Annotated in this window: 18 protein-coding genes, 1 tRNA gene and 1 riboswitch; of the genes, 2 read left to right on the top strand and 17 right to left on the bottom strand. The window is 70.3% G+C overall.

Annotation, left to right across the window (positions count from 1 at the left end):
• Nucleotides 1–4: 4 nt before the first annotated feature.
• The 4 genes from AF1_RS16065 to AF1_RS16050 all read right to left on the bottom strand — a co-directional run bounded on the left by AF1_RS16065 (nucleotide 5) and on the right by AF1_RS16050 (nucleotide 3,812).
• Complete coding sequence (locus AF1_RS16065; protein ID WP_067799063.1) at nucleotides 5–1,015, bottom strand: aldo/keto reductase; 1,011 nt, start codon at nucleotides 1,013–1,015, stop codon at nucleotides 5–7.
• Nucleotides 1,016–1,101: 86 nt separating this feature from the next.
• Nucleotides 1,102–2,277: an acyl-CoA dehydrogenase family protein gene (locus AF1_RS16060; protein WP_067799061.1), complete on the bottom strand. Its 1,176-nt coding sequence runs from the start codon at nucleotides 2,275–2,277 to the stop codon at nucleotides 1,102–1,104.
• A 19-nt stretch (nucleotides 2,278–2,296) separates the two neighbouring features.
• Nucleotides 2,297–3,073 (bottom strand): enoyl-CoA hydratase/isomerase family protein, encoded by a 777-nt coding sequence (locus AF1_RS16055; protein ID WP_067799057.1) that lies wholly within the window; start codon nucleotides 3,071–3,073, stop codon nucleotides 2,297–2,299.
• Nucleotides 3,074–3,116: 43 nt separating this feature from the next.
• The gene (locus AF1_RS16050; protein WP_067799044.1) at nucleotides 3,117–3,812 is read right to left on the bottom strand and encodes a GntR family transcriptional regulator; all 696 of its coding nucleotides are present in this window, start codon (nucleotides 3,810–3,812) and stop codon (nucleotides 3,117–3,119) included.
• An 87-nt stretch (nucleotides 3,813–3,899) separates the two neighbouring features.
• On the opposite strand from AF1_RS16050, the gene AF1_RS16045 reads away from it, so the two are divergent.
• Nucleotides 3,900–5,051, top strand: a complete 1,152-nt coding sequence (locus tag AF1_RS16045; RefSeq protein ID WP_067799042.1) for an acyl-CoA dehydrogenase family protein — start codon at nucleotides 3,900–3,902, stop codon at nucleotides 5,049–5,051.
• A 158-nt stretch (nucleotides 5,052–5,209) separates the two neighbouring features.
• Here the strand turns inward: AF1_RS16045 and AF1_RS16040 are convergent, their stop codons facing one another.
• The 9 genes from AF1_RS16040 to AF1_RS16000 all read right to left on the bottom strand — a co-directional run bounded on the left by AF1_RS16040 (nucleotide 5,210) and on the right by AF1_RS16000 (nucleotide 17,908).
• Entirely contained in the window at nucleotides 5,210–6,364 is a 1,155-nt protein-coding gene (locus AF1_RS16040) for an NADH:flavin oxidoreductase (RefSeq protein WP_275938303.1), read from the bottom strand.
• Between the two features lie 95 nt (nucleotides 6,365–6,459).
• Nucleotides 6,460–7,614: an acetyl-CoA C-acetyltransferase gene (locus AF1_RS16035; RefSeq protein WP_067799037.1), complete on the bottom strand. Its 1,155-nt coding sequence runs from the start codon at nucleotides 7,612–7,614 to the stop codon at nucleotides 6,460–6,462.
• A gap of 25 nt (nucleotides 7,615–7,639) precedes the next feature.
• Entirely contained in the window at nucleotides 7,640–8,257 is a 618-nt protein-coding gene (locus tag AF1_RS16030) for a TetR/AcrR family transcriptional regulator (protein ID WP_067799035.1), read from the bottom strand.
• An 8-nt stretch (nucleotides 8,258–8,265) separates the two neighbouring features.
• Entirely contained in the window at nucleotides 8,266–9,045 is a 780-nt protein-coding gene (locus AF1_RS16025) for an SDR family oxidoreductase (protein WP_067799032.1), read from the bottom strand.
• Nucleotides 9,042–10,241, bottom strand: a complete 1,200-nt coding sequence (locus AF1_RS16020; protein ID WP_067799111.1) for an acyl-CoA dehydrogenase family protein — start codon at nucleotides 10,239–10,241, stop codon at nucleotides 9,042–9,044. The genes AF1_RS16025 and AF1_RS16020 overlap by 4 nt, the downstream gene beginning before the upstream one ends.
• 24 nt (nucleotides 10,242–10,265) lie before the next feature.
• A complete protein-coding gene (locus AF1_RS16015) occupies nucleotides 10,266–11,555 on the bottom strand; it encodes a glycosyltransferase (protein WP_084262994.1) in 1,290 nt (429 codons plus the stop codon).
• The gene (locus AF1_RS16010) at nucleotides 11,539–14,433 is read right to left on the bottom strand and encodes a bifunctional glycosyltransferase/CDP-glycerol:glycerophosphate glycerophosphotransferase (protein WP_067799029.1); all 2,895 of its coding nucleotides are present in this window, start codon (nucleotides 14,431–14,433) and stop codon (nucleotides 11,539–11,541) included. Before AF1_RS16010 ends, AF1_RS16015 begins: the two co-directional genes overlap by 17 nt.
• A gap of 219 nt (nucleotides 14,434–14,652) precedes the next feature.
• Nucleotides 14,653–15,438 (bottom strand): CHAP domain-containing protein, encoded by a 786-nt coding sequence (locus AF1_RS16005; protein WP_067799026.1) that lies wholly within the window; start codon nucleotides 15,436–15,438, stop codon nucleotides 14,653–14,655.
• 11 nt (nucleotides 15,439–15,449) lie between these two features.
• Nucleotides 15,450–15,589, bottom strand: a riboswitch (cyclic di-AMP (ydaO/yuaA leader).
• A 465-nt stretch (nucleotides 15,590–16,054) separates the two neighbouring features.
• A complete protein-coding gene (locus AF1_RS16000) occupies nucleotides 16,055–17,908 on the bottom strand; it encodes a PP2C family protein-serine/threonine phosphatase (protein ID WP_067799023.1) in 1,854 nt (617 codons plus the stop codon).
• Nucleotides 17,909–18,273: 365 nt separating this feature from the next.
• Here AF1_RS16000 and AF1_RS15995 point away from each other — a divergent pair.
• Nucleotides 18,274–18,350 (top strand) — tRNA-Pro (locus AF1_RS15995).
• Here the strand turns inward: AF1_RS15995 and AF1_RS33355 are convergent.
• The 4 genes from AF1_RS33355 to AF1_RS15975 all read right to left on the bottom strand — a co-directional run.
• Nucleotides 18,313–20,136 carry a recombinase family protein gene (locus AF1_RS33355; protein ID WP_165488358.1) on the bottom strand — a complete coding sequence of 608 codons (1,824 nt, stop codon included), beginning with the start codon at nucleotides 20,134–20,136 and terminating at the stop codon, nucleotides 18,313–18,315. The two genes, AF1_RS15995 and AF1_RS33355, sit on opposite strands and share 38 nt — an antisense overlap.
• Before the next feature lie 16 nt (nucleotides 20,137–20,152).
• The gene (locus AF1_RS15985; RefSeq protein WP_084262992.1) at nucleotides 20,153–20,584 is read right to left on the bottom strand and encodes a recombinase family protein; all 432 of its coding nucleotides are present in this window, start codon (nucleotides 20,582–20,584) and stop codon (nucleotides 20,153–20,155) included.
• A 25-nt stretch (nucleotides 20,585–20,609) separates the two neighbouring features.
• Complete coding sequence (locus AF1_RS15980; protein WP_165488359.1) at nucleotides 20,610–21,263, bottom strand: ImmA/IrrE family metallo-endopeptidase; 654 nt, start codon at nucleotides 21,261–21,263, stop codon at nucleotides 20,610–20,612.
• Nucleotides 21,264–21,374: 111 nt separating this feature from the next.
• Nucleotides 21,375–21,973: replication-relaxation family protein (locus AF1_RS15975; protein WP_067799011.1), on the bottom strand; the 599-nt coding region annotated here is incomplete at its 5' end.

Here is a 21,973-nt window from a genome sequence, read left to right as displayed (position 1 = left end):
ACGGTCAGTAGCGTCCGCCGACGGCCGCCGGGAGCTCGTCCAGGTCGGCCAGATCGGCTTCGGTGAGCTCCAGGTCGGCGGCGCCCGCGTTGTCGTGCAGGTAGCGGCGCTTCTTGGTGCCGGGGATCGGGATGACGTGGTCGCCCTGCGCGAGCGTCCAGGCGATCGCCACCTGCGCCGGGGTCGCGCCGTGCCGCTCGGCGACCGCCTTGACCACCTCCACGATGCGCAGGTTGGCCTTGAGCGCGTCCTCCTGGAAGCGCGGGTTGCCGACCCGCAGGTCGGTGCTCTCGAAGTCGGCGGAGGTGACCGTCCCGGTGAGGAAGCCCCGGCCGAGCGGTGAGAACGGCACGAACGCGACACCGTTGGCGGCACACCAGCCGACCACGTCGCCCGGTCCCCGGCCGGGGCTCACGCTGTCGCCCGGCAGGGTGCCGGCGAGCCCGCCGGGCGCGCCCATCGCGTCACGCGTCCACAGCGACAGCTCCGACTGGATCGCCGCGACCGGGTGGATCGCGTGCGCCTCGGCGGCCTGCCCGACGCTGACCTCCGACAGGCCCAGCCTGCGGACCTTCCCCGCCTCGACCAGCTCCGCCATCGCGCCCCAGGTGTCGGCCAGCGGCACCTCCGGGTCGACCCGGTGCAGGTAGTACAGGTCGATCACGTCGGTGCCGAGGCGGCGCAGGCTGTCTTCGGCGGAGGCCCTGACGTGCTCCGGCCGGCCGTTCCGGACGATCCTCCTGGTGGCCATCGACTCCACCACCAGGCCCGTCTTGGTCGCGACGACCGCCTCGTCCCGGCGTCCCGCCAGCGCCCGGCCGACGAGCGACTCGTTGTGGCCGTCACCGTAGGGCTGCGCGGTGTCCAGGAACGTCACGCCCAGGTCGAGCGCCTCCCGGATCAGCGCGATCGACGCCTCGTCGTCCCGTTCCGACTCGCCGTAGGCCCAGCTCATGCCCATGCAGCCCAGCCCCACGGCACCGACCGGGGTGCCCGCGAACTCACGGTTCCTCATAGTGATCGCTCCTCTCGTTGCGGGTTCGGGCGCCGCCGCCCGCGCCGGTACGGCGACCGCGATCCCTTCGAGGGGCAGTATCCCGGTCAGTCCTCCAGGAGGCGGCGGCCGATGATCATTTTCTGTATGTCGGCGGTGCCCTCGCCGATCAGCAGCATCGGGGCCTCCCGGTAGAGGCGCTCGATCTCGTACTCCTTGGAGTAGGCGTAGCCGCCGTGGATGCGGAACGCGTCCTCGACCACCTCCTTGCAGTACTCGCTGGCCAGGTACTTCGCCATGCCGGCCTCCAGGTCGTTGCGGTCGCCGGAGTCCTTGCGCCGCGCCGCCATCACCATCATCTGGTGCGCGGCCTCGACCTTGGTCGCCATCTCGGCGAGCCGGAACAGCACGGCCTGATGCCCGGCGATGGGCCTGCCGAACGTCTCACGCTGCCGGGCGTAGCCGAGGGCCAGTTCGTAGGCGCGTTTCGCGACACCGCAGCCGCGGGCGGCCACGTTGACGCGGCCGACCTCCACGCCGTCCATCATCTGGTAGAAGCCGCGGCCGGGCGCCCCGCCGAGGATCCGGTCGGCCGGGACGCGGTACGCGTCGAAGATCAGCTCGGTGGTGTCGACGCCCCGGTAGCCCATCTTCTCGATCTTGCCGGGGACGGTCAGGCCGGGCGCCACCTCCCCGAAGCCGGGCGTCTTGTCGATGAGGAAGGTGGTCATGCCGCGGTGGCCCGCCTCCGGGTCGGTCTTGACGAGCGTGGCGACGAGGTTGGCCGAGGCGCCGTTGGTCAGCCACATCTTCTGCCCGTCGATCACGTAGTCGCCGCCGTCGGGGACGGCACGGGTCGTGATGGCCGAGACGTCCGAGCCGCAGCCGGGCTCCGACATCGAGAACGCGCCCCGGATCTCGCCCGCCGCCATCTTCGGCAGGTAGTGCGCCTTCTGCTCGGCGGTCCCGTGGTGGGTGATCATCCAGGCGACGATGAAGTGGGTGTTGACGATGCCGGACACGCTCATCCAGCCCCGCGACAGCTCCTCCACGACCAGCGCGTAGGTGAGCAGCGACTCCCCGAGCCCGCCGTGCTCCTCATCGATCATCAGGCCGAAGAGCCCGAGTTCCCGCATGCCGTCCACGATCGCCTGCGGGTATTCGTCGGCGTGCTCCAGGGCGGTGGCGACCGGGAGGATCTCCTTGTCGACGAACGCCCGGACGGTCGCGATGATCTCCCGCTGCTCGTCCGACAGCCCGTGGGTCTGCTGCAGCCTGCTCATGCCCGTTCCTCCTGCGATGTCAGCGGCCCTGGAAGCGCGGCGGGCGGCGCCCGGCGAACGCGGCCCGGCCCTCGGCGAAGTCGGCGCTGCCGAACAGCGCGGTCTGCTCCTCGCGCTCGGACTCCAGCAGCCGCGTCAGGTCGGGGTCGGCGCGGGCCAGCAGCCGCTTCGCGGCGGCGACCGACAGCGGGGCGAGCGCGGCGGCCTCCGCGGCCAGGCCGAGCGCGGCGTCCAGGGCCTTGCCGGACGGCGCGAGGGAGTCGGCGAGGCCGATCTCGTGGGCGCGGAGCGCGGGGACCGTCCGGCCGAACACGAGCATCTCCTTGGCGCGGCCCATGCCGACGCGCTGCGGGAGCGTCCAGAGCAGGCCGCCGTCCGCGATGAGGCCGACCTTGCCGAACGCGGCGACGAACCGGGCGTCCTCGGCGGCGACCACGTGGTCGCAGACGGCGGCGAGGGACACCCCGAGCCCGGCCGCGGCGCCCTCGACGGCCGCGATCACCGGCGTCCCGCAGGTCGCGATGAGCCGGACGGCCCGGTGCACGGGCGCGAGCCGGGCGTCGACCGCGTCCGGGCCGGCGCCCTCCATCGACGTGACGTCGCCGCCCGCCGAGAACGTCCCGCCGGCACCGGTCAGCACGATCGCCCGGACGCCGGGGTCGTCCACGGCACGGAGCAGTTCCTCCAGGAGCAGCTCGCGCATCGGGATGTCGATCGCGTTGCGCGCCTCGGGCCGGTTCAGCGTGATCACGCGAGTCGCGTCACGATCCGCGACCACGACCACCCGGTCGTCCATCCATCCTCCCGGAGATTTCCTATACGGTATTCCGTCTCGCGCGTCACTCGGGCTGGGCGTCCCAGAACCCCTGCGCCTCCAGATGGACGACCAGCAGCGTGCCCGCGTGCCGGATGTGGGCGCGCATCGCCTGCCGTGCGGCGTCGGCGTCCCCGGCCCGCAGCGCGGCGAGGACGAGACGGTGGTCGTCGGCCGACGCCCTCGTCCAGCCCTCGATGCCGGCGTAGAAGCGGCGCGGCGCGTACCGGGCGACGAGCTGCAGCAGCCAGGCCGTCTTCGGCGATCCGGCGCACAGGTTGATCAGCCGGTGGAACTGGTGGTTGGCGCGTTCGACGCCGCCCGCGTCCCCGGCCTCGAAAGCCCGCTCCAACTGCGCCTGCGTCCGGTCGAGCGATGCCAGCTCGGTCTCGGTGATCTTCCCGGCGGCGCGGGCGGCCAGTTCGCCGGCGAAGTACGCCTGCGCCTCGAACAGGTCCTGGACGTCCTGCCGGGTCAGCGGCGCCGGCATGAACCCGCGGCGCGGCTCCAGCGTCACGAAGCCCTCGCCGCGCAGCGACAGCAGGGCCTCCCGGACGGGCGTGACGCTGATCCCGAGGTCCTCGGCGATCCGCTCCAGGCGGAGGAACTCCCCGTGCCCGACCTGGCCCGACATGATGAGGTCGCGGACGTAGGCGGCCACCTCGTCGCTCAGCTGGCGGCGCCGGCCGAGGGCTCGGTCACCGGAAAGGGCCACAGTCATCGTCTCCCGTGCGCCTGCCAGGTGGGGTGTATCGTCAAACAAAATATATGAGAGCTCGGACCAGCGCGGAAGGGAGACCGAGGCGCCGTGTTCACGCTCAGCGACGAGGAGCGCGCCATCGTCGAGGTCGTCGCCGACTTCGTCGACAGGGAGGTCCGCCCGGTCGCCCGGGACCTGGAGCACGCGGGCACCTATCCCGCCCGCCTCATCGACCGGATGAAGGAGCTGGGCGTCTACGGGCTGACGGTGCCGGAGCCGTACGGCGACGTCAGCGTGTCCAAAGCGTGCTACGCGCTCGTCACCGAGGAGGTGGCGCGCGGCTGGATGGCCCTGGCCGGCGCGTTCGGCGGGCACACGGTCGTCTCCCACCTGCTGGCCGTGTTCGGCACCGAGGAGCAGAAGGCCCGCTACCTGCCGAGAATGGCGACCGGCGAGCTGCGCGCGACGATGGCGCTCACCGAGCCGTCCGGCGGCTCGGACCTGCAGGCGATGGCCACGACCGCGCGGCGGGACGGCGGCCGGTACATCATCGACGGCGCCAAGATGTGGATCACCAACGCGCGGATGTCGGGCCTCATCGCACTGATGTGCAAGACCGACCCTCACGCGTCCCCGCGGCACAGGGGCATCAGCATCCTGCTGGTGGAGCCGGGCCCCGGCCTGACCATATCCCGTGACCTGCCGAAGCTCGGCTACAAGGGCGTGGAGAGCTGCGAGCTGTCGTTCGAGGGCCACGAGGCGCCGCTCGACGCGGTGCTCGGCGGCGAGGAGGGCCGCGGCTTCACCCAGATGATGCGCGGTCTCGAAGTGGGCCGTATCCAGGTCGCGGCACGCGCGCTGGGCGTCGGCCGCGCCGCCCTGGAGGACTCCCTGCGTTACGCCCAGGAGCGGGAGGCGTTCGGCAGGCCGATCTGGCAGCACCAGTCCATCGGCAACTACCTCGCCGACATGGCCACGCAGCTCCGGGCCGCCCGGCTGCTCACCCTCGACGCCGCCGGGCGCCTGGACGCGGGCGAGCGCTGCGACATGGAGGCGGGCATGGCGAAGCTGCACGCGTCGGAGACGGCGATGCAGATCGCGCTGAACGCGCTCCGCATCCACGGCGCGGCCGGCTACTCGACCGAGTTCGACATCGAGCGCTACTTCCGCGACGCCCCGCTGATGATCGTCGGCGAGGGCACCAACGAGATCCAGCGCAACGTGATCGTCAAGCAGCTCATCGAGCGGCACCGGATCTAGGGCGCGGCGGCCGGGTCCTCGCCGGCGCGGATCCAGCCGGACGTCCGCTCCACCGCGCGTTTCCAGTCGCCGTACTCGGCGGTGACAACCCCGGTCATCTCCTGCGGCTCGGGAAGCCCAGCCCGCGAGATCGACCATCGCCCCATCGCCCAGGAACGTCAGGACGGGATGAGGGGGCAGTGGGTGCCCTGGTAGACGGTGGGGACGCAGCGGTTGCAGTGGACGCACAGGGACGGGGTGGACGAGTCGGCCGCGATGCGGTTCACCAGGTCGGGCTCACGCAGGAGGGCCCGGGCCATGGCGACGAACTGGAAGCCCTCCGACATCGCCTTGTCCATGCTCTCCCGGTCGGTGATGCCGCCCAGCAGGATCAGCGGGAGGTCGAGTTCGGCGCGGAACTTGCGGGCGTGTTCCAGCAGGTAGGCGTCCTTGTAGGGATAGGTGCGCAGAAACTTCTTGCCGAACATGCGCAGGCCGACGCGCATGGGCAGCTTGTAGCTGGCCGCGAATTCGGGGATGGGCATTTCGCCGCGGAACAGGTACATCGGGTTGAGCAGTGAGCTGCCCGCGGTCAGCTCCAGCGCGTCGACCGTGCCCTCCTCCTGGAGCCGGCGGGCCACGTACAGGCTGTCGTCGATCTCCAGGCCGCCGCGCACGCCGTCGCGCATGTTGAGCTTGCCGGTGATCGCGATACGGTCGCCGACCTCGTCCCGGACGGCGCGGGCGATGCCGAGCGCGACCTTGGCGCGGTTCTCGATCGGCCCGCCGTAGCCGTCCTTGCGCCGGTTGAGCCGCGGGCTGAGGAACGAGCTGGCCAGGTAGTTGTGGCCCATGTGGATCTCGACGGCGTCGAACCCGGACTCGACCGCCAACCGGGCCGCCTCGGCGTGCGCGCGGGTGATGCGCTCGATGTCCCCTTCCGTGGCGACCTTGGTGAAGGCCATCCCCAGGGGGTTGAAGAAGCGTCCGGCCGAGATGGCGGGCAGCTTGGTGGAGCTGGCGTCGGCGACGGGCCCCGCGTGCCCGATCTGGGCGGACGCGGCGGCCCCCTCGGCGTGCACGGCGTCGGTGAGGCGGCGCAGCCCGGGGACGGCTTCGGGCCGCATCCAGATCTGCCCCCGCTCCGTGCGGCCCTCGGGCGCGACCGCGCAGTAGGCGACGGTCGTCATGCCCACTCCCCCGGCGGCGGGCCGCCGGTGGTACTCGATGAGGTCGCCGGTCACGACCGCCTCGGGCGTCATCCCCTCGAACGTCGCGGCCTTGATCACCCGGTTGCGCAGCGTCAGCGGCCCGAGGCGGGCTGGTTCGAACACGTCCACAGCAGACTCCGTTTCGCCCTCTTGAGTTCCAACCTCGGCACCCGACCCGCCGGGGGTTCCAGGGGGTCGCCCCCTGGGCTAACAGGGAGTCACAGCTTCTCGATGATGGTCACGTTGGCCTGGCCGCCGCCCTCGCACATGGTCTGGAGGCCGTAGCGGCCGCCGGTGCGGTCCAGTTCGTGGAGCAGGGTGGTCATGAGGCGGGCGCCGGTGGCGCCGAGGGGGTGGCCGAGGGCGATGGCGCCGCCGTTCGGGTTGACCTTCGCGGGGTCGGCGCCGGTCTCCTTCAGCCAGGCGAGGACGACGGACGCGAACGCCTCGTTGATCTCGACGGCGTCGATGTCGCCGATCGTCATGCCGGTCTTCTTCAGCGCGTACGCGGTGGCGGGGATCGGCGCGGACAGCATCCGGATCGGGTCCTCGCCGCGCGCCGAGATGTGGTGGATGCGGGCGCGCGGGGTGAGGCCGTGCTCCCTGACGGCCCGCTCGGACGCGATGAGCAGGGCGGCGGCGCCGTCGGAGATCTGGGACGAGAGGGCGGCGGTGAGGCGTCCGCCGTCCACGAGGGTCTTCAGGCCGGCCATCTTCTCCAGTGTGGTGTCGCGGCGCGGGCCCTCGTCGGTGGTGACGTCCTCGTAGGGGGCGATCTCGCGGGTGAAGCGCCCCTCGTCGATGGCGCGGATGGCGCGCTGGTGCGACTCGTAGGCGAACTCCTCCATGTCCTCGCGGGACAGGTCCCAGTCGCGGGCGATCATCTCGGCGCCGTGGAACTGGGAGACCTCCCGGTCGCCGTAGCGGCGCCGCCAGCCCTTGGAGCCGGCGAAGGGGCCTTCGGTGAAGCCGAGCGGCGCGGCGGCGGTCATCGCGGACCCGATCGGGATCTGCGACATGTTCTGCACGCCGCCCGCCACGACCAGGTCGGACGTCCCGGACAGGACGGCCTGCGCGGCGAAGTGGACGGCCTGCTGCGAGGAGCCGCACTGCCGGTCGACGGTGACGCCGGGGACCTCCTCGGGCAGCCCGGCGGCGAGCCAGCAGGTGCGGGCGATGTCGCCGGCCTGCGGCCCGAGGGTGTCGACGCAGCCGAACACGACGTCCTCGACGGCGGACGGGTCGGCCTTCGTGCGGTCCATCAGCGCGGTGAGCGCGTGCGCGCCGAGGTCGGCGGGGTGCGCGCCGGCGAGCCCGCCGCCCCGGCGTCCGACGGGGGTGCGGACGGCGTCGACGATGTATGCCTCGGCCATGGGGTCTCTCCTTCGTACAGGGGTCCTAGCTCGCCTGGATGCCTTCGAGGAACATGGCGAGGTACTGCTTGGCGATGTCGTCGGCGGACAGCCGCCCGCCGTGCTGGTACCAGTTCGCCGCGAGCCAGACGGTGTCGCGGATGAACCGGTACACCAGGGTCCGGTCGAGGTCGGCGCGGAACGCGCCCTCCTTGACGCCCCGGTCCAGCAGGGACAGCCACATCTCCTCGAACCGGCGCTGCGAGTCGAGCAGGTAGTGGAACCGTTCGCTGGTCGCGAGGTGCTTGGACTCGTTCTGGTAGAGGACGACGGCGGGCCGGTGCCGGTCGATCGAGCGGAACGACTCGACGACGATGGCCTCCAGGGTCTCGCGGGCGCTGAGCCCGGCGTCCAGGACGCGGCCGTACCCGGCCCACATCTCGTCCAGGAACGTCCGGAGGATCTCGTCGGCCATCGACTCCTTGGAGTCGAAGTGGTAGTAGAGGCTGCCGCCGAGGATGCCGGCGGCGTCGGCCACCTTCCGGACGGTGGTGGCGGAGTAGCCCTGGGAGGCGAACACCTCGGCGGCCGTGGCGAGCAGTTCGGCTCGCCGTTCCGCGCGGGCGGTGGCGGTGCCCTCGGCGTCGCGCCGTCGTGGACTCATCGTGGTTCCTAGGGGTGCTGGGAGGAGACGGAGACGACCTCGCCCGTCATGTACGAGGAGTAGTCGCTGGCCAGGAAGACGATAACGTTGGCCACCTCCCACGGCTCGGCGTAGCGTCCGAACGCCTCGCGGCGCGTCAGTTCGTCCAGCAGTTCCCCCGACGTCACCTTCACCAGGTGCGGGTGCATGGCGAGGGACGGCGAGACGGCGTTGACGCGGACGCCGTAGTCCGCGGCCTCCAGCGCGGAGCAGCGGGTGAGCGCCATGACGCCGGCCTTCGCGGCGGCGTAGTGCGACTGGCCTTTCTGGGCCCGCCAGCCGATCACCGAGGCGTTGTTGACGATGACGCCCGCCCCCTGGCCGCGCATGATCCGCAGGGCGGCGCGGGTGCAGCGCATGGTGCCGGTGAGCGTGATGTCGAGGACGCGCCCCCACTGCTCGTCGGTCATGTCGACGAGGTCGGCCGTCCCGCCGAGCCCGGCGTTGTTGACGGCGGCGTCGACGCGTCCGAAGCGCTCCACGGCCAGGCCGTAGAGGGCCTGCACCTGCTCCTCGGACGTCACGTCGCAGACCAGGGAGGCGACGCGGTCGGCGCCGAACTCCTTCTCCAGTTCCCGCGCGGACGCGGTGAGCCGCCGCTCGTGGGTGTCGGAGATGAGGACGCGGGCGCCCTCCTCCAGGCAGCGGCGGGCGGTGGCGCCTCCGATCCCGGCGCCCGCCGCGGCGGTGATCACGACGGCGCGGTCCTTGAGCAGGCCGTGCCCGGGGACGTACGGCGGCGGGGTCATCCGCGTGCCTCTCTGCTTGCGGCGGGTTCACGGGGCAGGCCGAGCACGCGCTCGGCGATGATGTTGCGCTGGATCTCGTTCGACCCGGCGTAGATCGTGTCGGAGCGGGAGAACAGGAACAGCCGCTGCCAGTCGTTCAGGTCATAGGGTTCGCCGTCGGCGACGAGCCCGGCGGTGCCGAGGACGTCCATGGCCAGTTCACCCAGTTCCCGGTGCCAGGTGCCCCAGACGAGCTTGGAGATCGACGACTCGGGCCCCGGCGCGCCGGCGGCGACGCCCGCCATCGTCCGGACGGCGTTCAGCCGCATGATCTCCAGGCCCATGTACGCCCTGGTCAGCCGGTCGCGCAGCAGCGGATCGGCGATGGCTCCGGTGCGCCGGGCGAGGTCGGCGACGTCCTCGAACTCGCGGCGGAACCCGACCTGCTGGCCGAGCGTCGCGACGCCGCGCTCGAACCCGAGCGTGGCCATCGCGATCTTCCAGCCCTCGCCGGGCGCGCCGACGATGTTGCCGGCGCCGGTGCGGGCGCCGTCGAAGAAGACCTCGTTGAACTCGGAGGTGCCGGTGAGCTGGATGATCGGCCGGATGTCCACGCCGTCCTGCTTCATCGGCACGAGCAGATACGACAGCCCCCTGTGCCGGGACGAGCCGGGCTCGGTGCGGCAGACGACGAAGCACCAGTCCGCTTCGAGGGCCAGCGACGTCCACACCTTCTGCCCGTTGACCAGCCAGTGGTCGCCGGAGAATTCGGCGCGGGTCTGGACGTTGGCGAGGTCGGAGCCGGCGTCGGGCTCGGAGTAGCCCTGGCACCACAGTTCCTCGACGCCGACGATCGGCGGCAGGAAGCGGGCGCGCTGCTCGTCGGTGCCGAACGCGATGATCGTGGGGCCGAGCAGGTTCTCGCCGATGTGGTTGACCCGGGCGGGGCCGTCGGCGAGCGCGTACTCCTCGTGGAAGATGACCTGCTGCTCGACGGTGGCGCCGCGTCCGCCGTACTCCCGCGGCCAGCCGACGCACGTCCAGCCGGCGGCGGCCATGTGCCGCTCCCAGGCCAGCCGCTCCTCGAACGCCTCGTGCTCGCGGCCGGGCCCGCCGAGCCCGCGGGCGTGCGCGAACTCGCCCGACAGGTTCGCCCGCAGCCAGTCGCGGACCTCGGCGCGGAAGGCGCGGTCCTCCGGCGACTCGTTCTGGTTCACGCCGCGCACTCTACCAAACAGTTGTTAGAAAGAATCACCCCCCAGGGCGGGTTCGGCCTCCCGTCCCGCCCTCGGCTCCAGAGCCGGCGCGGCCGGACGCTCCGGCACGGCCGGCGGCGGGCCCCGGTGGTGCAGATCGCGGTGGTGCAGGTCCCGGTGGTCCAGGCCGCGGTGGAACAGGTCGAACAGCCGGTCCCAGCGGGCGAGGACGGCGTCCGGATGGAACCGCAGCACCGACGCGCGGGCCGCGGCACCGAGGGCGCGGCGCAGGTCCCGGTCCACGATGAGGCGTTCCAGCGCCGCCGCGAACGCGGCCGTGTCGCCGGGCGGCACCAGCACGCCGTCCCGGCCGTCCTCGATCAGCACCCGGACACCCGGCGCGCAGTCGAACGCGACCGTGGGCAGCCCGTAGGCCATCGCCTCCAGCACCGACATCGGGAAGCCCTCCGCCCGCGACGGCAGCGCGAAGATCGACGCCTCGACGAGCGCCTCCTCCACATCGGCGACCACGCCCCGGAACTCCACCGAACCGGATATTCCTGCCGCCTGCGCGCGCAGTTCCTCCTCGTCCGGGCCGCCGCCGTAGACGTGCAGCCGCCAGCCCGGGTGAGCCGCCGAGACCCGTTCCCACACCTCCAGCATCAGGTCCATGCCCTTCTCCTGGGAGAGGCGCCCGACACAGGCGACGACGGGAAGATCCAGCGTGGGATGGACGGTCGGCGTGACGTGCAGGGCGTTCGGGATGTGGTCGACGTTGGTCATGCCGTCCCTGGCCCAGGCGTCGGCGTCCTCGGCGGTCAGCACCAGCATCCGGTCGGCGTCCGCGTAGTGCTCCCTGACCCGCCGGTACCGCGAGGACATGCGGGTCGCCTTGTACGACTCGTGGCTCATCGCCACGACGCGCAGCCCGGAGGTGTCGGCCAGCCGTACCCACTCCATCGCCCACACCTGCGCCACGATCACCACCGCCCCGGGCCCGGCGGCGGCGAACAGCTCCGACAGCCGGGCCGCCCCGCGCCGCTGGGCCGCCGACCGCCACAGCTCGCGTCCGCGCGCCACCGCGTTCAGGTGCTCCAGCGGCTTCGCCGGCCGCCACGCCATCGCCGGCGCACGCCACTCCCGGTGCAGCACCTCGACGGCGTAGGACCCGTCGCGGCCGTGGTGGTACGGCTCCGGGCCCCGGGTGATCCCGACGAGGGTCACCCGGTCGCCGCGGCCGGCCAGCAGCCGCGCCATGTGGTGCGCCCAGCGCTGGAGCCCGCCCATCTCGTCGGCGTTGTTGCACACGATGAAGACCTCACGCGGTGCGGCCATTGCGTTTCCCCCTGTGGCTCGGCCGTGCGGCTGGGAAGTGGCGGTCCACCACCGTGCGGGCGGCGGTGCCCCGGTCGTGCTCGCCGAACCGCGCCGCGAACGCGCGGCGCCGGGCGGCGTGGACGGCCTCGGCCGCGTCCAGCCCGGCGAGCGCGGCGACGAGCTCGTCCTCGGTGCGGGTGATCGGCCCGGGGCCGTGCCGCTCCAGGTCGAAGTAGCCGGTGGTGAGATCACGGCCGTCCGGGAGGTGCAGGACGATCGGCCGGTCCAGCAGCGCGAAGTCGAACATGATGGAGGAGTGGTCGGTGATCAGCGCGTCCGCGAGCAGCAGCAGCGGGGTGACGTCGGGCACCGCGCCGACGTCCCGCATGACCGCGCGGGCGCCCGGCGGGACGTTGGCCCGGCACAGGTAGTGCGGCCGGACGAGCAGGACGTACCGCTCGCCCAGCTCACGCGCGAACCTCTCCGGGTCGACGGGCGGGTCCAGCAGCCCGACCGGGCGTCCCCCCGGCCCGGTGGCGAACGTCGGCGCGTACAGGACGGCGCGGCGCCCGTCGGCAAGGCCGAGCGACGCCCGCAGGGCGGCGGCCTCGGCGGCCGGCTCCGGGTCGCCGTCCACCCCGTTGACCAGCGGATCGTTGCGCGGGTAGCCGGAGGGGAGCAGCTCGGCGCGGACGCCGAGCCCGCGGCACAGCGTCTCGGCGTCGTGCCGGGAGCGCACCAGGAAGCAGTCGTAGCGCTCCGCCATCCGCCGCAGCCGCGCCCTGTCGGCGGCGGGGCCGCTCTTGAGGCGCGGCCGGTCGAGGCCCATCAGCTTGAACGCCGACCCGTGCCAGGTCTGGACATAGGTGGTCTCCGGGCGTTTGCGAAGACCATCCGGATAGCCCTGGTTGTCGATCCAGAACTGCGCCCGCGCCAGCGCCAGGAAGTACGCCCACGAGCCGCGCCGGACCAGCGTCGCGTCGCCCGGGAACCCCTCCGGTGACGACGCGTACGACCAGACCGCCGTCACGGGACGGCCCGTCCGGCGCAACTCCCGGTAGATGTACTTCGGATTATCCGAATAGTCGCGGCCGAGGTGGCTTTCGAAGACGACCAGGCCGGGCCGGACGGGCAGCCGGCTCAGCACCCGGTTGAACACGGCGATCTTGGTCTCGCGGGCGGTCAGCCTCCCCCGGACGGCCTCCCCCAGCGAGCGCGCGCCACGCCGGGCGAGCCGCCCGGCCGGGGAGCGGGCGGCGCACCGCGCGGCGGCCCCCGCGAGCCGCCCCCACGGGCCCGCCGCCTCCAGCGCGAACGCCAGATGCCCGCCCTCGGTGACGTACGAGCGGAGCCGGTCGGCGGCGAGCCTGGTCAGCCGGGGCCGGACGGGCAGCGCGACCCCGCTCAGCGGCGGTGACCCGCGCCCTTCACCGGGACGGGTGACCACGTCCTCACCATCGACCCGGATGCGGAGCCGCACGTCCCAGACCGGATCGACGAATCCGACCGGCCTGATCCGCTCGGCCGGGGCGAACTGCGACCGCCAGGCCAGCCGGTCGCCCTCGTGCCGGACGGTGGCGCGAGCCCGCGCCCGGCGGGACCGGCGGCGCCGGTCGCGGAACTCCAGCGTCCCGGCCAGTTCCGCGTCCGGGGGGATCCGATCCAGCGGGTTCAGCACGTGCCCGGCCATGAGGACGCGGTCGCCGCGCATCTCCAGCCGCGTCACCGTGTTGGCCGGACGCAGTTCCCTCAGCGGGCGGACATGGAACCCGAGGCCCGTCACGTCCAGGATCCGGCGGCCGAGCCTCCCGCGCGGACGGCCCGCGCCCCAGAACACCCGCCCGTCCCGCTCCACCAGCCGGGCCCGCAGTTCGGGCCGCTCGTCCGGCCGGTACCCGGCGGCGGCGAGCGCCCCCTCGTGGTCGCCCTCGCGGATCAGGTACGCGGCGATCGCGGGCAGCGGGCGCGCCAGCTCGAACGCGCACGGGTCCAGCTCCGCCAGGTACGCGGCCGCCAGGTCGAGGAAACGCTCCCGGCGGCCCGGATCGCGGTCGCGCAGCTCCCGCAGGTAGAGCCCCAGGTCATGGTTGATGAACTTGACGTCCTTGGCGCGCCGCAGGTCGTGGGCGCCGCGCAGCGCGAACATCATGTCGATGCGCCGGTGGATCTCCAGCCGGTCGGCGAAGTTGGCCGGTTCGGCGCGCCGGTTCGAGATCGACGGTGTCGGCGTCCGCTCCTGAACGAACCAGTTGTAGACGCGGGGCGGGATCAGCGCGGTCCGTTCGGCCGCCAGGTACGCCTCCGCGGTGAACAGCAGGTCCTCGTAGTGCAGCCGTTCGACGAACCGGAGCCCGTGCTCGTCCAGGAAGCCCCGCCGGTACGCCTTGTTGGTCGAGAGGGTGTCGTAGAGGAGACGGGGGTTCTCGCTCAGCGACCCGTACACGGCGCTGCGCCGGTAGAGCCAGGAATACCAGGGGCGGACACGTCCCTTCGCGCCCTCGGGCACGTCCAGGAAGATCCGGTCGCACCGCCCGGACACCAGGTCGGCGCCGGTGTCCTCGGCGGCGGCGAGCAGGTTGAGGCAGGCGTGCCGGTCCAGCAGGTCGTCGCTGTCGAGGAACATCAGGTACCGGCCGGCCGACGCCTCGATCCCGGCGTTGCGGGGACGTCCGCAGCCGCCCGAGTTGGACGGCAGGCGCACGGCGCGGACCCGTCCCGGATGCGCGGCGGCGAGCCGGTCGGCGATCTCCCCGGTGCCGTCGGTGCTCGCGTCGTCGACGATGACCGTCTCGACGCCGCCCAGCGACTGCGCCAGCGACGAGGCGACCGCCCGCGGAAGCCGCCGGGCGTCGTTGTAGGCGATAACCACCACACTGACATCCGGGCGCAGCCGCATGGGCGTCCCCCTTCACCCTTCCTCTGGGGACGGCCCCCAGGCGCCGGTCGGACGGTCGCCAGTGATTCCTATCCAGGAACGCCTTATCGAGGTCCAATGAGGATCAAAGGCTGTCAATGCTTCCCATTACCCGACTTCGCCGCAGACCTGGGGACCGTCACCGGGGGACGCCAGAAGGCGCCCGGCCGGAACCGGGCGCCCGCTGGAGGGGAGGACGGGTCAGGACGCGTAGTCGGGGTAGCCGTAGCCGACGACCGTGGACTTGGCGCGGACCTTCTTGTTCACCGCGTTCTCGGTGTTGCCCTCAATGGTGCTGATGGTGCCGTTGCCGTTGTCCTTGACGACGATGCCGACGTGGTCGATGTCGCCGATGCGGCCCTTGGAGCCCTTCTTCCAGTCGAAGAACACGATGGAGCCCGGCTTGGCCTTGTGACCCCAGCGGTCGGTCTTCTTGAACCAGGAGGCGTGCTGGACGGTGTAGGCGTCCCAGCCCATGTTCTTCACGCCTGTCTGGGCGCCGAGCCACGAGACGAACATGTCGCACCACTGGGCGCCGTTGTACGCCTTGGTGGAGAAGCCGCCGTCGCGCTTGGCGGTGGCCTTGGCGTGCGAGGTCGAGACGTACCAGTCGTGGTACTTGGTCTGGCCGCGCTTGCCCTCCTTGACGCCGACCTGCTTCTTCGCCAGCTTCAGCACCTCGGCGGGCTTGACCGCGCGCGGCGGCACCTTGTACCCCGCCTTGCGTGCCTCGTCGGCGATGGAGGAGGTGGAATCCTTCGACGCGGTGCCCTTCTCGGCGACCGCCGCCGCCTGGGCCGGGGCCGGAGCCGCGGCCGTGGCCGCGGCGGCCTGCGCCGGGGTCTCGGCCGCGGCGCGGCCACCGGCGAGGGGGTTCAGGACCGCGAGCCCGACGGCTCCGGCGAGGACGGTGCTGACGGCGACGCCGACGGCCTTGTCCTCGGGGGTGAAGGCGCTCAGGGAAAGTCGATTGAAACGACCGGTCATGCAGGGAATCTCCTTGTCTTCCATGACGCCTGCCGGGTTAGCTGACGGATTCGGGCATGGAAGCAGCCCTACGGCGCGGCTCTCGGACGCGCCGATTCACCCCTGGAACATTGGGTCCCCGGCTCCGTGCCGGTCGTGGCGACCGGAACGGACTCGGCCTCGCACCGCGGACGCGGTGCTCTATTCGGATTTATCTCAGCGACTGATCTCGGTGAGGTGGCGCGCATCGTCTGGCGCGCATCGCGTGCGAATACCGCTCCGCGATCCTCGGCCGTATGGCGAACGGCCGGCGGCAACGCATGGGGTGCGTTGCGTGATTCGAATAGAAGGTACCAACCTTCTCAAGAAAAGCAAACCCGGCACAAAGCTCGATCTTGCCTGCTCAAAGCCGTTCCAAGGAACACCCAACACCGCCGGCCCGCCGGGCCTTCCCGATCTTTCTCTGACCGGCCCTCAACCCCTTGCAGGCAAGGCTTACCGCAAGATCAGAAAAAGGTAAAGAAACCAGGAAAGCAGCGGCCGGAAAGTGATCGTCCGTCACACGCCCACCATCAGCACCCGCCCAAGTGAGGTCTACATCACACTGGGTGATCTTCGCAGGTCCGAGTGTGCTTCGTCACTCCACGCGCAGGGCGAAGAGCGTGGTGTCATCCGCAGCCCGGTCGTGCTCCATGCGCGCCAGCACCTCGTCCAGCACGCGTTCGGGGCGTTCCGAGCAGTCCCGCAGGATCCCGGTGAGGCGTTCGGTGCGCTCGTCCATGTCCGCGTCCCGGCGCTCGACCAGGCCGTCGGTGTACAGGAACAGCAGGTCCCCGGGGTGCAGATCCGTGGTGATCGTCGTGTAGCGCCAGCCCGGCATCGCACCGAGCATCGGGTCCCGGACGGCGTCCAGCGGCACCGCCCGCCCGTCCCGGACCAGGATCGGCGGCGGATGCCCCGCGCACGTCCACTCCAGCAGCCGGCGGGACGGGTTGAAATGCGCGACGATCGCGGTCCCCGTCGCGGGCGGGTCCATGTTCCCGACCAGCTCGTTCAGCCAGCCGACCAGCCGTCCCGCCGGCTCGCCCGTGCAGGCGAGGCCCAGCAGCCCGTTCCGGGTCCGCGCCATCGCGGCCGCCGCCGGCAGCCCGTGCCCGGCCGCGTCCCCGATGGCGAACATCGCCCGCCCGTCCGGCAGCACCCGGGTCGCGAACCAGTCCCCGCCGATGCGGGCGGTGCTCTCCGCCGCCAGGCTGCGGACCGCCATGGAGAGGCCGGGCAGCTGCTCCACCTGGTCCTCGTCCGGCAGGATCGCGCGGCGCAGCGTCACCGCCACCTTCCGCTCCTGCGCCGTCCGCGCCTGCTGCCTCAGCATCTGCCGCCGGGTCTCGGCGAGCGCCCGCTCCACGCCGCGCCGGCGGGTGATGTCCTGCGAGACGATGTTGATCGAGATCGGCAGCCCGGAGTCGCCCAGCACCGGCTCGGCGAACACCCACAGGTGCCGCGGCGTCCCGTCCTTGCCGATCACGCGGTGCTCGGCCTCCACCGGCTCCCGCCGCGAGAACATCGTCTGGACGGCCTCCTCCACGAGCGGAAGATCGTCCTCCGCCACGACCTTCGGCAGGTCGTGCGGCATCGGCGGCACCTCGTCGGAGGAAAGGCCGTAGTTGGCCAGCATCTGCGGCGTCCAGTCCGCCTCGCCGGTCGCGAGGTCCCACTCGCCGAAGCCGATCAGCGCGAGCCGCTCGACCCGCTCCAGCCGGCGTGCGACCCGGTCCTCGGCGAAGTGGTAGCGCCAGGTGACGCACACGCCGGTCGGCACCGGGACGCACCGCGCGCTCATCCGGGACGCACGGGACAGGCCGCGCTGCGCGGTGGAGTAGGGGAACGAGTCCCGCTCCAGCCGCGTCCCGGTCTCCAGCACCTCGACGTACTCGTCGAACAGGCCGCTGAGCACGGCGCCCGGGTCCGTGCGCAGCAACCGGAGACCGGTCAGCTCATCCCTGCCGCGCCCGAACATGTCCCGCGCGACGCCGTTGAGCTCCGCGAAAAGGAAGTCCGTCACATCCCCGTCGGGGTCCCGGACCGGCACCAGGTGGGCACACGAGTCGAGCGCCCCGTCCAGCACCGCACGCGCCACCGGATCGTCCGGCAACCCGGCGAGGGTCCCGGCGTCCGCCGAGGTGTCCTCGTCCGCCAGCCGGCGCAGAACGTCCTCGGCCTCCGACAGGACGGCCTTGCGCTCCGCCGTGACACCCTCCGCACGCGGCGCCCGCCGCCCGGCGACCACGGCTCCCACGGGCCCGCCGCCCCCGTCCTTGACCAGCACGGACGCCGCCTCGGCAAGGTCCATGTCGAGGTCGCGCGCGAGCCAGATCAGGTGCTGCAGGGCCTCACCGGGCGGGACGCCGAGCCGACGGGCCAGCACGACCCGCGCCTCAGCCAGCACCGCACGGTCGTGCGCGGCGTCCCGAAGGTCCGCAACGTCCATCCCGGGCTGGGTGCCCTCCGCTTCCGCCAACCCTGTCCCCCGTTCGGCGTCACCTGACCCTGGGAGAAAAAAGCTACATACGTCAGCGACGGACTATTCGCCCATAACCTGGCAAACAACCCAAATCTTTGCCCGAGTTTTCCGTTCACACCCGAACTCGACCACTTCCGCTGACCCTCTCCGGAGAGAACCCTTCCCAACCATGTGACCCCGGTCACAAAGCTCACCGCCCCTCCGCGGCCACCTCATGACCGGCACCGCCACCCGCGCCCTCCGGCCCGCCCACCAGAGATCATCGGGCCGCAATCCGGTACGCACGACCCCCGGGACTGCGCTACAGTAATCAAGCCCGCTCCAACGGGCACCGGGACGTGGCGCAGTTTGGTAGCGCACTTGACTGGGGGTCAAGGGGTCGTGGGTTCAAATCCCGCCGTCCCGACCAGAAGAACGACATCTGAACCCCTCCGCCACCCGGCGGAGGGGTTCTTCGTGTCTACGGGCAACACGCCCCGTGGCCGCTCTACCTGGAGGTACGGCCATGTCCCCTCCAAGCCACCCAGCAGGGCGGCTAGATCTCGCGCGCGGCGGTAGTAGACCTTCGCCCCCTCTCCGGCCACAGGGCCATCCTCGGTCGGCTGCGGGTTGCTCTGATCCTGGAGGGCCAGCCGGGCCTCCACCGTCAGTACCTCGGCCAGCGGTTGTGCCAGTTCCGCCCCGGCCACCTCGCTGTCCAAGATCCAGATCTTCTCGAACACCGTCTGCGCCAGCATCAGGTTGATGCCCTCCGGCGCTTCCTCGTACAGCCTGACGGGGTCGGCTACCAGGCTGAGCACCTCATCGAGGCACCGGATGATCTGATCAAGCTCCACCGTCCACCGCTCGATGATCCTCTCCGCCGCCTTGGTCTCGTACCCGATGCGCTCCTGCTCGATCTTGAACTCGTCCAGGCTGAGTACATCGGCGTAGTACGCCTCGCGTGCTTTGTCGCGCTGCCGCTTGAGCGAAGCAATGCGTTCCTGTTGTCGCTGCACTTCCTCTTGCCCTTCGGCGTGCCGCCCTGCAAAGTCGCTGAGGATTGTCTCGCGTACGGCCTGGATGCGTTCGGCAGGCAGCTTGACCTTGCGCCAGTAGTCGCGCACCGCCCCCTCGATCGTGGCGACCGGTACATACCCCTGCGCGCAGTTGTTCTTGTCGGTCTGCCGTCCCAGGCAGTAGAAGTAGGCGTAGGTCTTGCCGTGCCGGTTAGTCGGCGCGGTGATTCCGAGCCGCCTACCGCAACGGGCACAATGCAGGGTGCCCTTCAAATGGTGGGGACGGAGCTTGTTCTTGTCTTTGTTCAGGTTGCGGGCTTCGAGAATCGCCTGCACGGTGTCAAAGGTCTGCTCATCCACCAGCGGCTCATGTTCGCCCTGGTACTCAACCCCGTGGAAGGTGACTACCCCTTGGTAATACTGGTTCCGCAGGATGCGGTGCATTTGCTGGGGGCGCAGGGGGCGTTCGGGCAGGCGCTTGTCCTCCGGCAGCCGCAGGCCCATGTGGTTGGCCTCATCCACCACGTCTTTCGCGGTGTAGAGGCCGGTGGCGTACAGCTCGAAGCAGTGCCGGATGATCGGCCCCTTTACCGGGTCAACCACCACGATGCCGATGTCTTTCCCGCCGCGCTTGTCGCGCTGGTTGAGGTAGCCGAGCGGTGCACGACCGGGCGTACCACCGATCTCCACCTTTTTACGAATCCCTTTGCGGGCCTCCTCGCTGAGGTTGCCCGAGTACCACTCGGCAATCGTGGCCATGATGCCATGCACCAGTTTGCCGGATGGGGTTTCATCGATGTTCTCGGTCGCCGATACCAGCTTGACGCCGTGCTTGGCGAAGTAGAGGCCGAGCTGCACGTCGTCTTCACGGTTGCGGGCCAGCCGGTCGAGCTTGTGCACGATGACATACTTGACGTTCGGGTCGTCGGCAATGCGCCCCAGCAGCTTTTTCAGCTCCGGCCGGTTGGCGGTGCGGGCGCTCTTGCCCTTGTCGACGTAATCGTTTTCTTTCCGGATGGTCGTACCCAGGTCGCGCGCCTTCCGTTTACAGTATTCCCGCTGCGCTTGGATCGAGAAGCCCTCGTCGTCGTAACTGGTGTTGGCTTGCTCGCTCGTGGATACACGGTAGTAAGCGAGGGCATAGCCCTCGTCACCGTGTTCGCTGTGTTCGTGTTCGTTGCTTACCCGGTAAGCCATGATGGTTCTCCTTTCGCTACTTACTGACGGTGAACGTGACGCCGTTGACGACGCGCTGGCCAGCGGACAGTGCATGCCCATCCGCTATGACCAGCTCCGCCCCCGACGTCTCCAGTTCAAGCTGCAAGGCAGCCGTGTCTGCGCTGCTATGTACCAGTCGGTCGAGGCTGGCCGTAATCATGTAATCCACGTCACGCAAAGCCAGCAGTTCGTCAAGCATCTGCCGCAGCACGGGCCGCCGTTCAATCGCCCCCGTACCGCCGTACTCGGCGTAATCGCGTACTACGGTGGCCGACAGTTGCTCGGCTACCTGCTCGCAGGCTTGGCGCTGCATGGCGATCTGCTGCTCTTCCAGGGCTCGGTCACGCTCGGATTCGCCGAGCCAACGGGCGCGCATGAATATCACGGCTCGTTTTGGTTGTTGGTCTTGCATGGTTCCTCTTTTCATTGTCCTGCCTCCCTTCGTTGTCTCGTCAGAACGTCACTGCTCCGTGGGCATCGAAGCGTAGCTTCGTACGGCGAAAATAGATCTCCGTAGGACGCACCTTGCCAATAAATCCCAAGGCTTCCAGTCGGATACGCATGGCCGCCCCGGACACTTCAAACAGTCCGGCAAGGGCGTAGGCATCCTGAATGCCGCTCGTCCAAGCGCGCTTCACGAGCGCGGCCGGCATGAGCAGATATGCGGCGAAGTAGTTGGCAATGCTCTCTATTTGGGCGTCATGCCGTTCAGCATCCCCGTGGCCTAAGCGGGCATAGATCAGGGAAACATACGGATAGGTAATAACGTGATACAGCTCATGGGCGAGGGTGAAGCGACGGTGGCCGTAGCTGTTATTGCGATTGACTAGGACGAGGTAGCGCCCGTTCTTGCGGGCGGTCATGCCGCTCATGCCCTCTTCAAACGCGTGCGCGGGTACGGTCCGGACTTCAACATCGTGCAGTCCGCCAACCAGCCAGCGCAGCGGCATCGCCGCTGTTGTCACCGCCAGCAACTTCCGCAAGCGGGCGGCTTGCACTCGCGTGACACTGAGCGATTCGGCATATGTGAGCGGCCGCTTCGGTATCAGCCGCCGCAGTTGCTCCAGCAAGTCAGGCGGTATGCTGTTGTTATTATTCTTGGTCATATTCATCTCCTCTTATTCGTGGCCCACCGCCTTATTTCGCTTCTTTCGTTTCAAGCATAGCTCGCTCGGACGGAATAAATCCCGTGAAATATACAACAATTCCAGCTCAATTCATTGCCGCAGTACGTCCCGTAGGTAACGGGCCGACTCCTTAGCGTATTCAACCGCGAACAACTCCCCAGCCGGAGGCGGCAACTGCCGCACTTCCAGCCGGATGTCATCCCGCCGTTTTTCGGTAATCGCCGAAATCAGGACCCGGGGCATAACCCCGCCCGGCCCGATCTGCCCTCGCCGCAAGAAGTCCAGATACACCAGCAGCTTCCGCTGAATGGTCGGCAGGCCTTCACTGGCGTTGTCCACCTCGGCCCACCAATGGTCACGGACGGCACCGGTCGTCAGACACAGATAGGCGTCGGGCTTCACGTAGCCGCCCAAGCCGCTCGGCCACCAACAGGCGGGCTCGGTCAGGTAGTCAGCTACCGCGAAACCCTCGGCGCGCCCCAGCGCAACCAGATCGACAAACAACTGGGCTACCGCCGTCATGTGCCGCACCGTGCGTTCGCCGGGCGTACCAGGCCGCCGCACGCGCACCGCGTTGCCAGCCGCCGCCTGTCGCTGCGCCAGAACGCGCTGTCCGGCAGTGTCCAGGGCGTAGAGCTGGACAGTGGAACCGCCCCGCCCTGTGCCGCCCACGCGCCGCTCCAGCGGCA

The sequence above is a fragment of the Actinomadura formosensis NBRC 14204 genome (genome assembly GCF_001552155.1).
GTDB lineage: Bacteria > Actinomycetota > Actinomycetes > Streptosporangiales > Streptosporangiaceae > Spirillospora > Spirillospora formosensis.
This window is presented reverse-complemented; position numbering and strand designations above follow the sequence as displayed.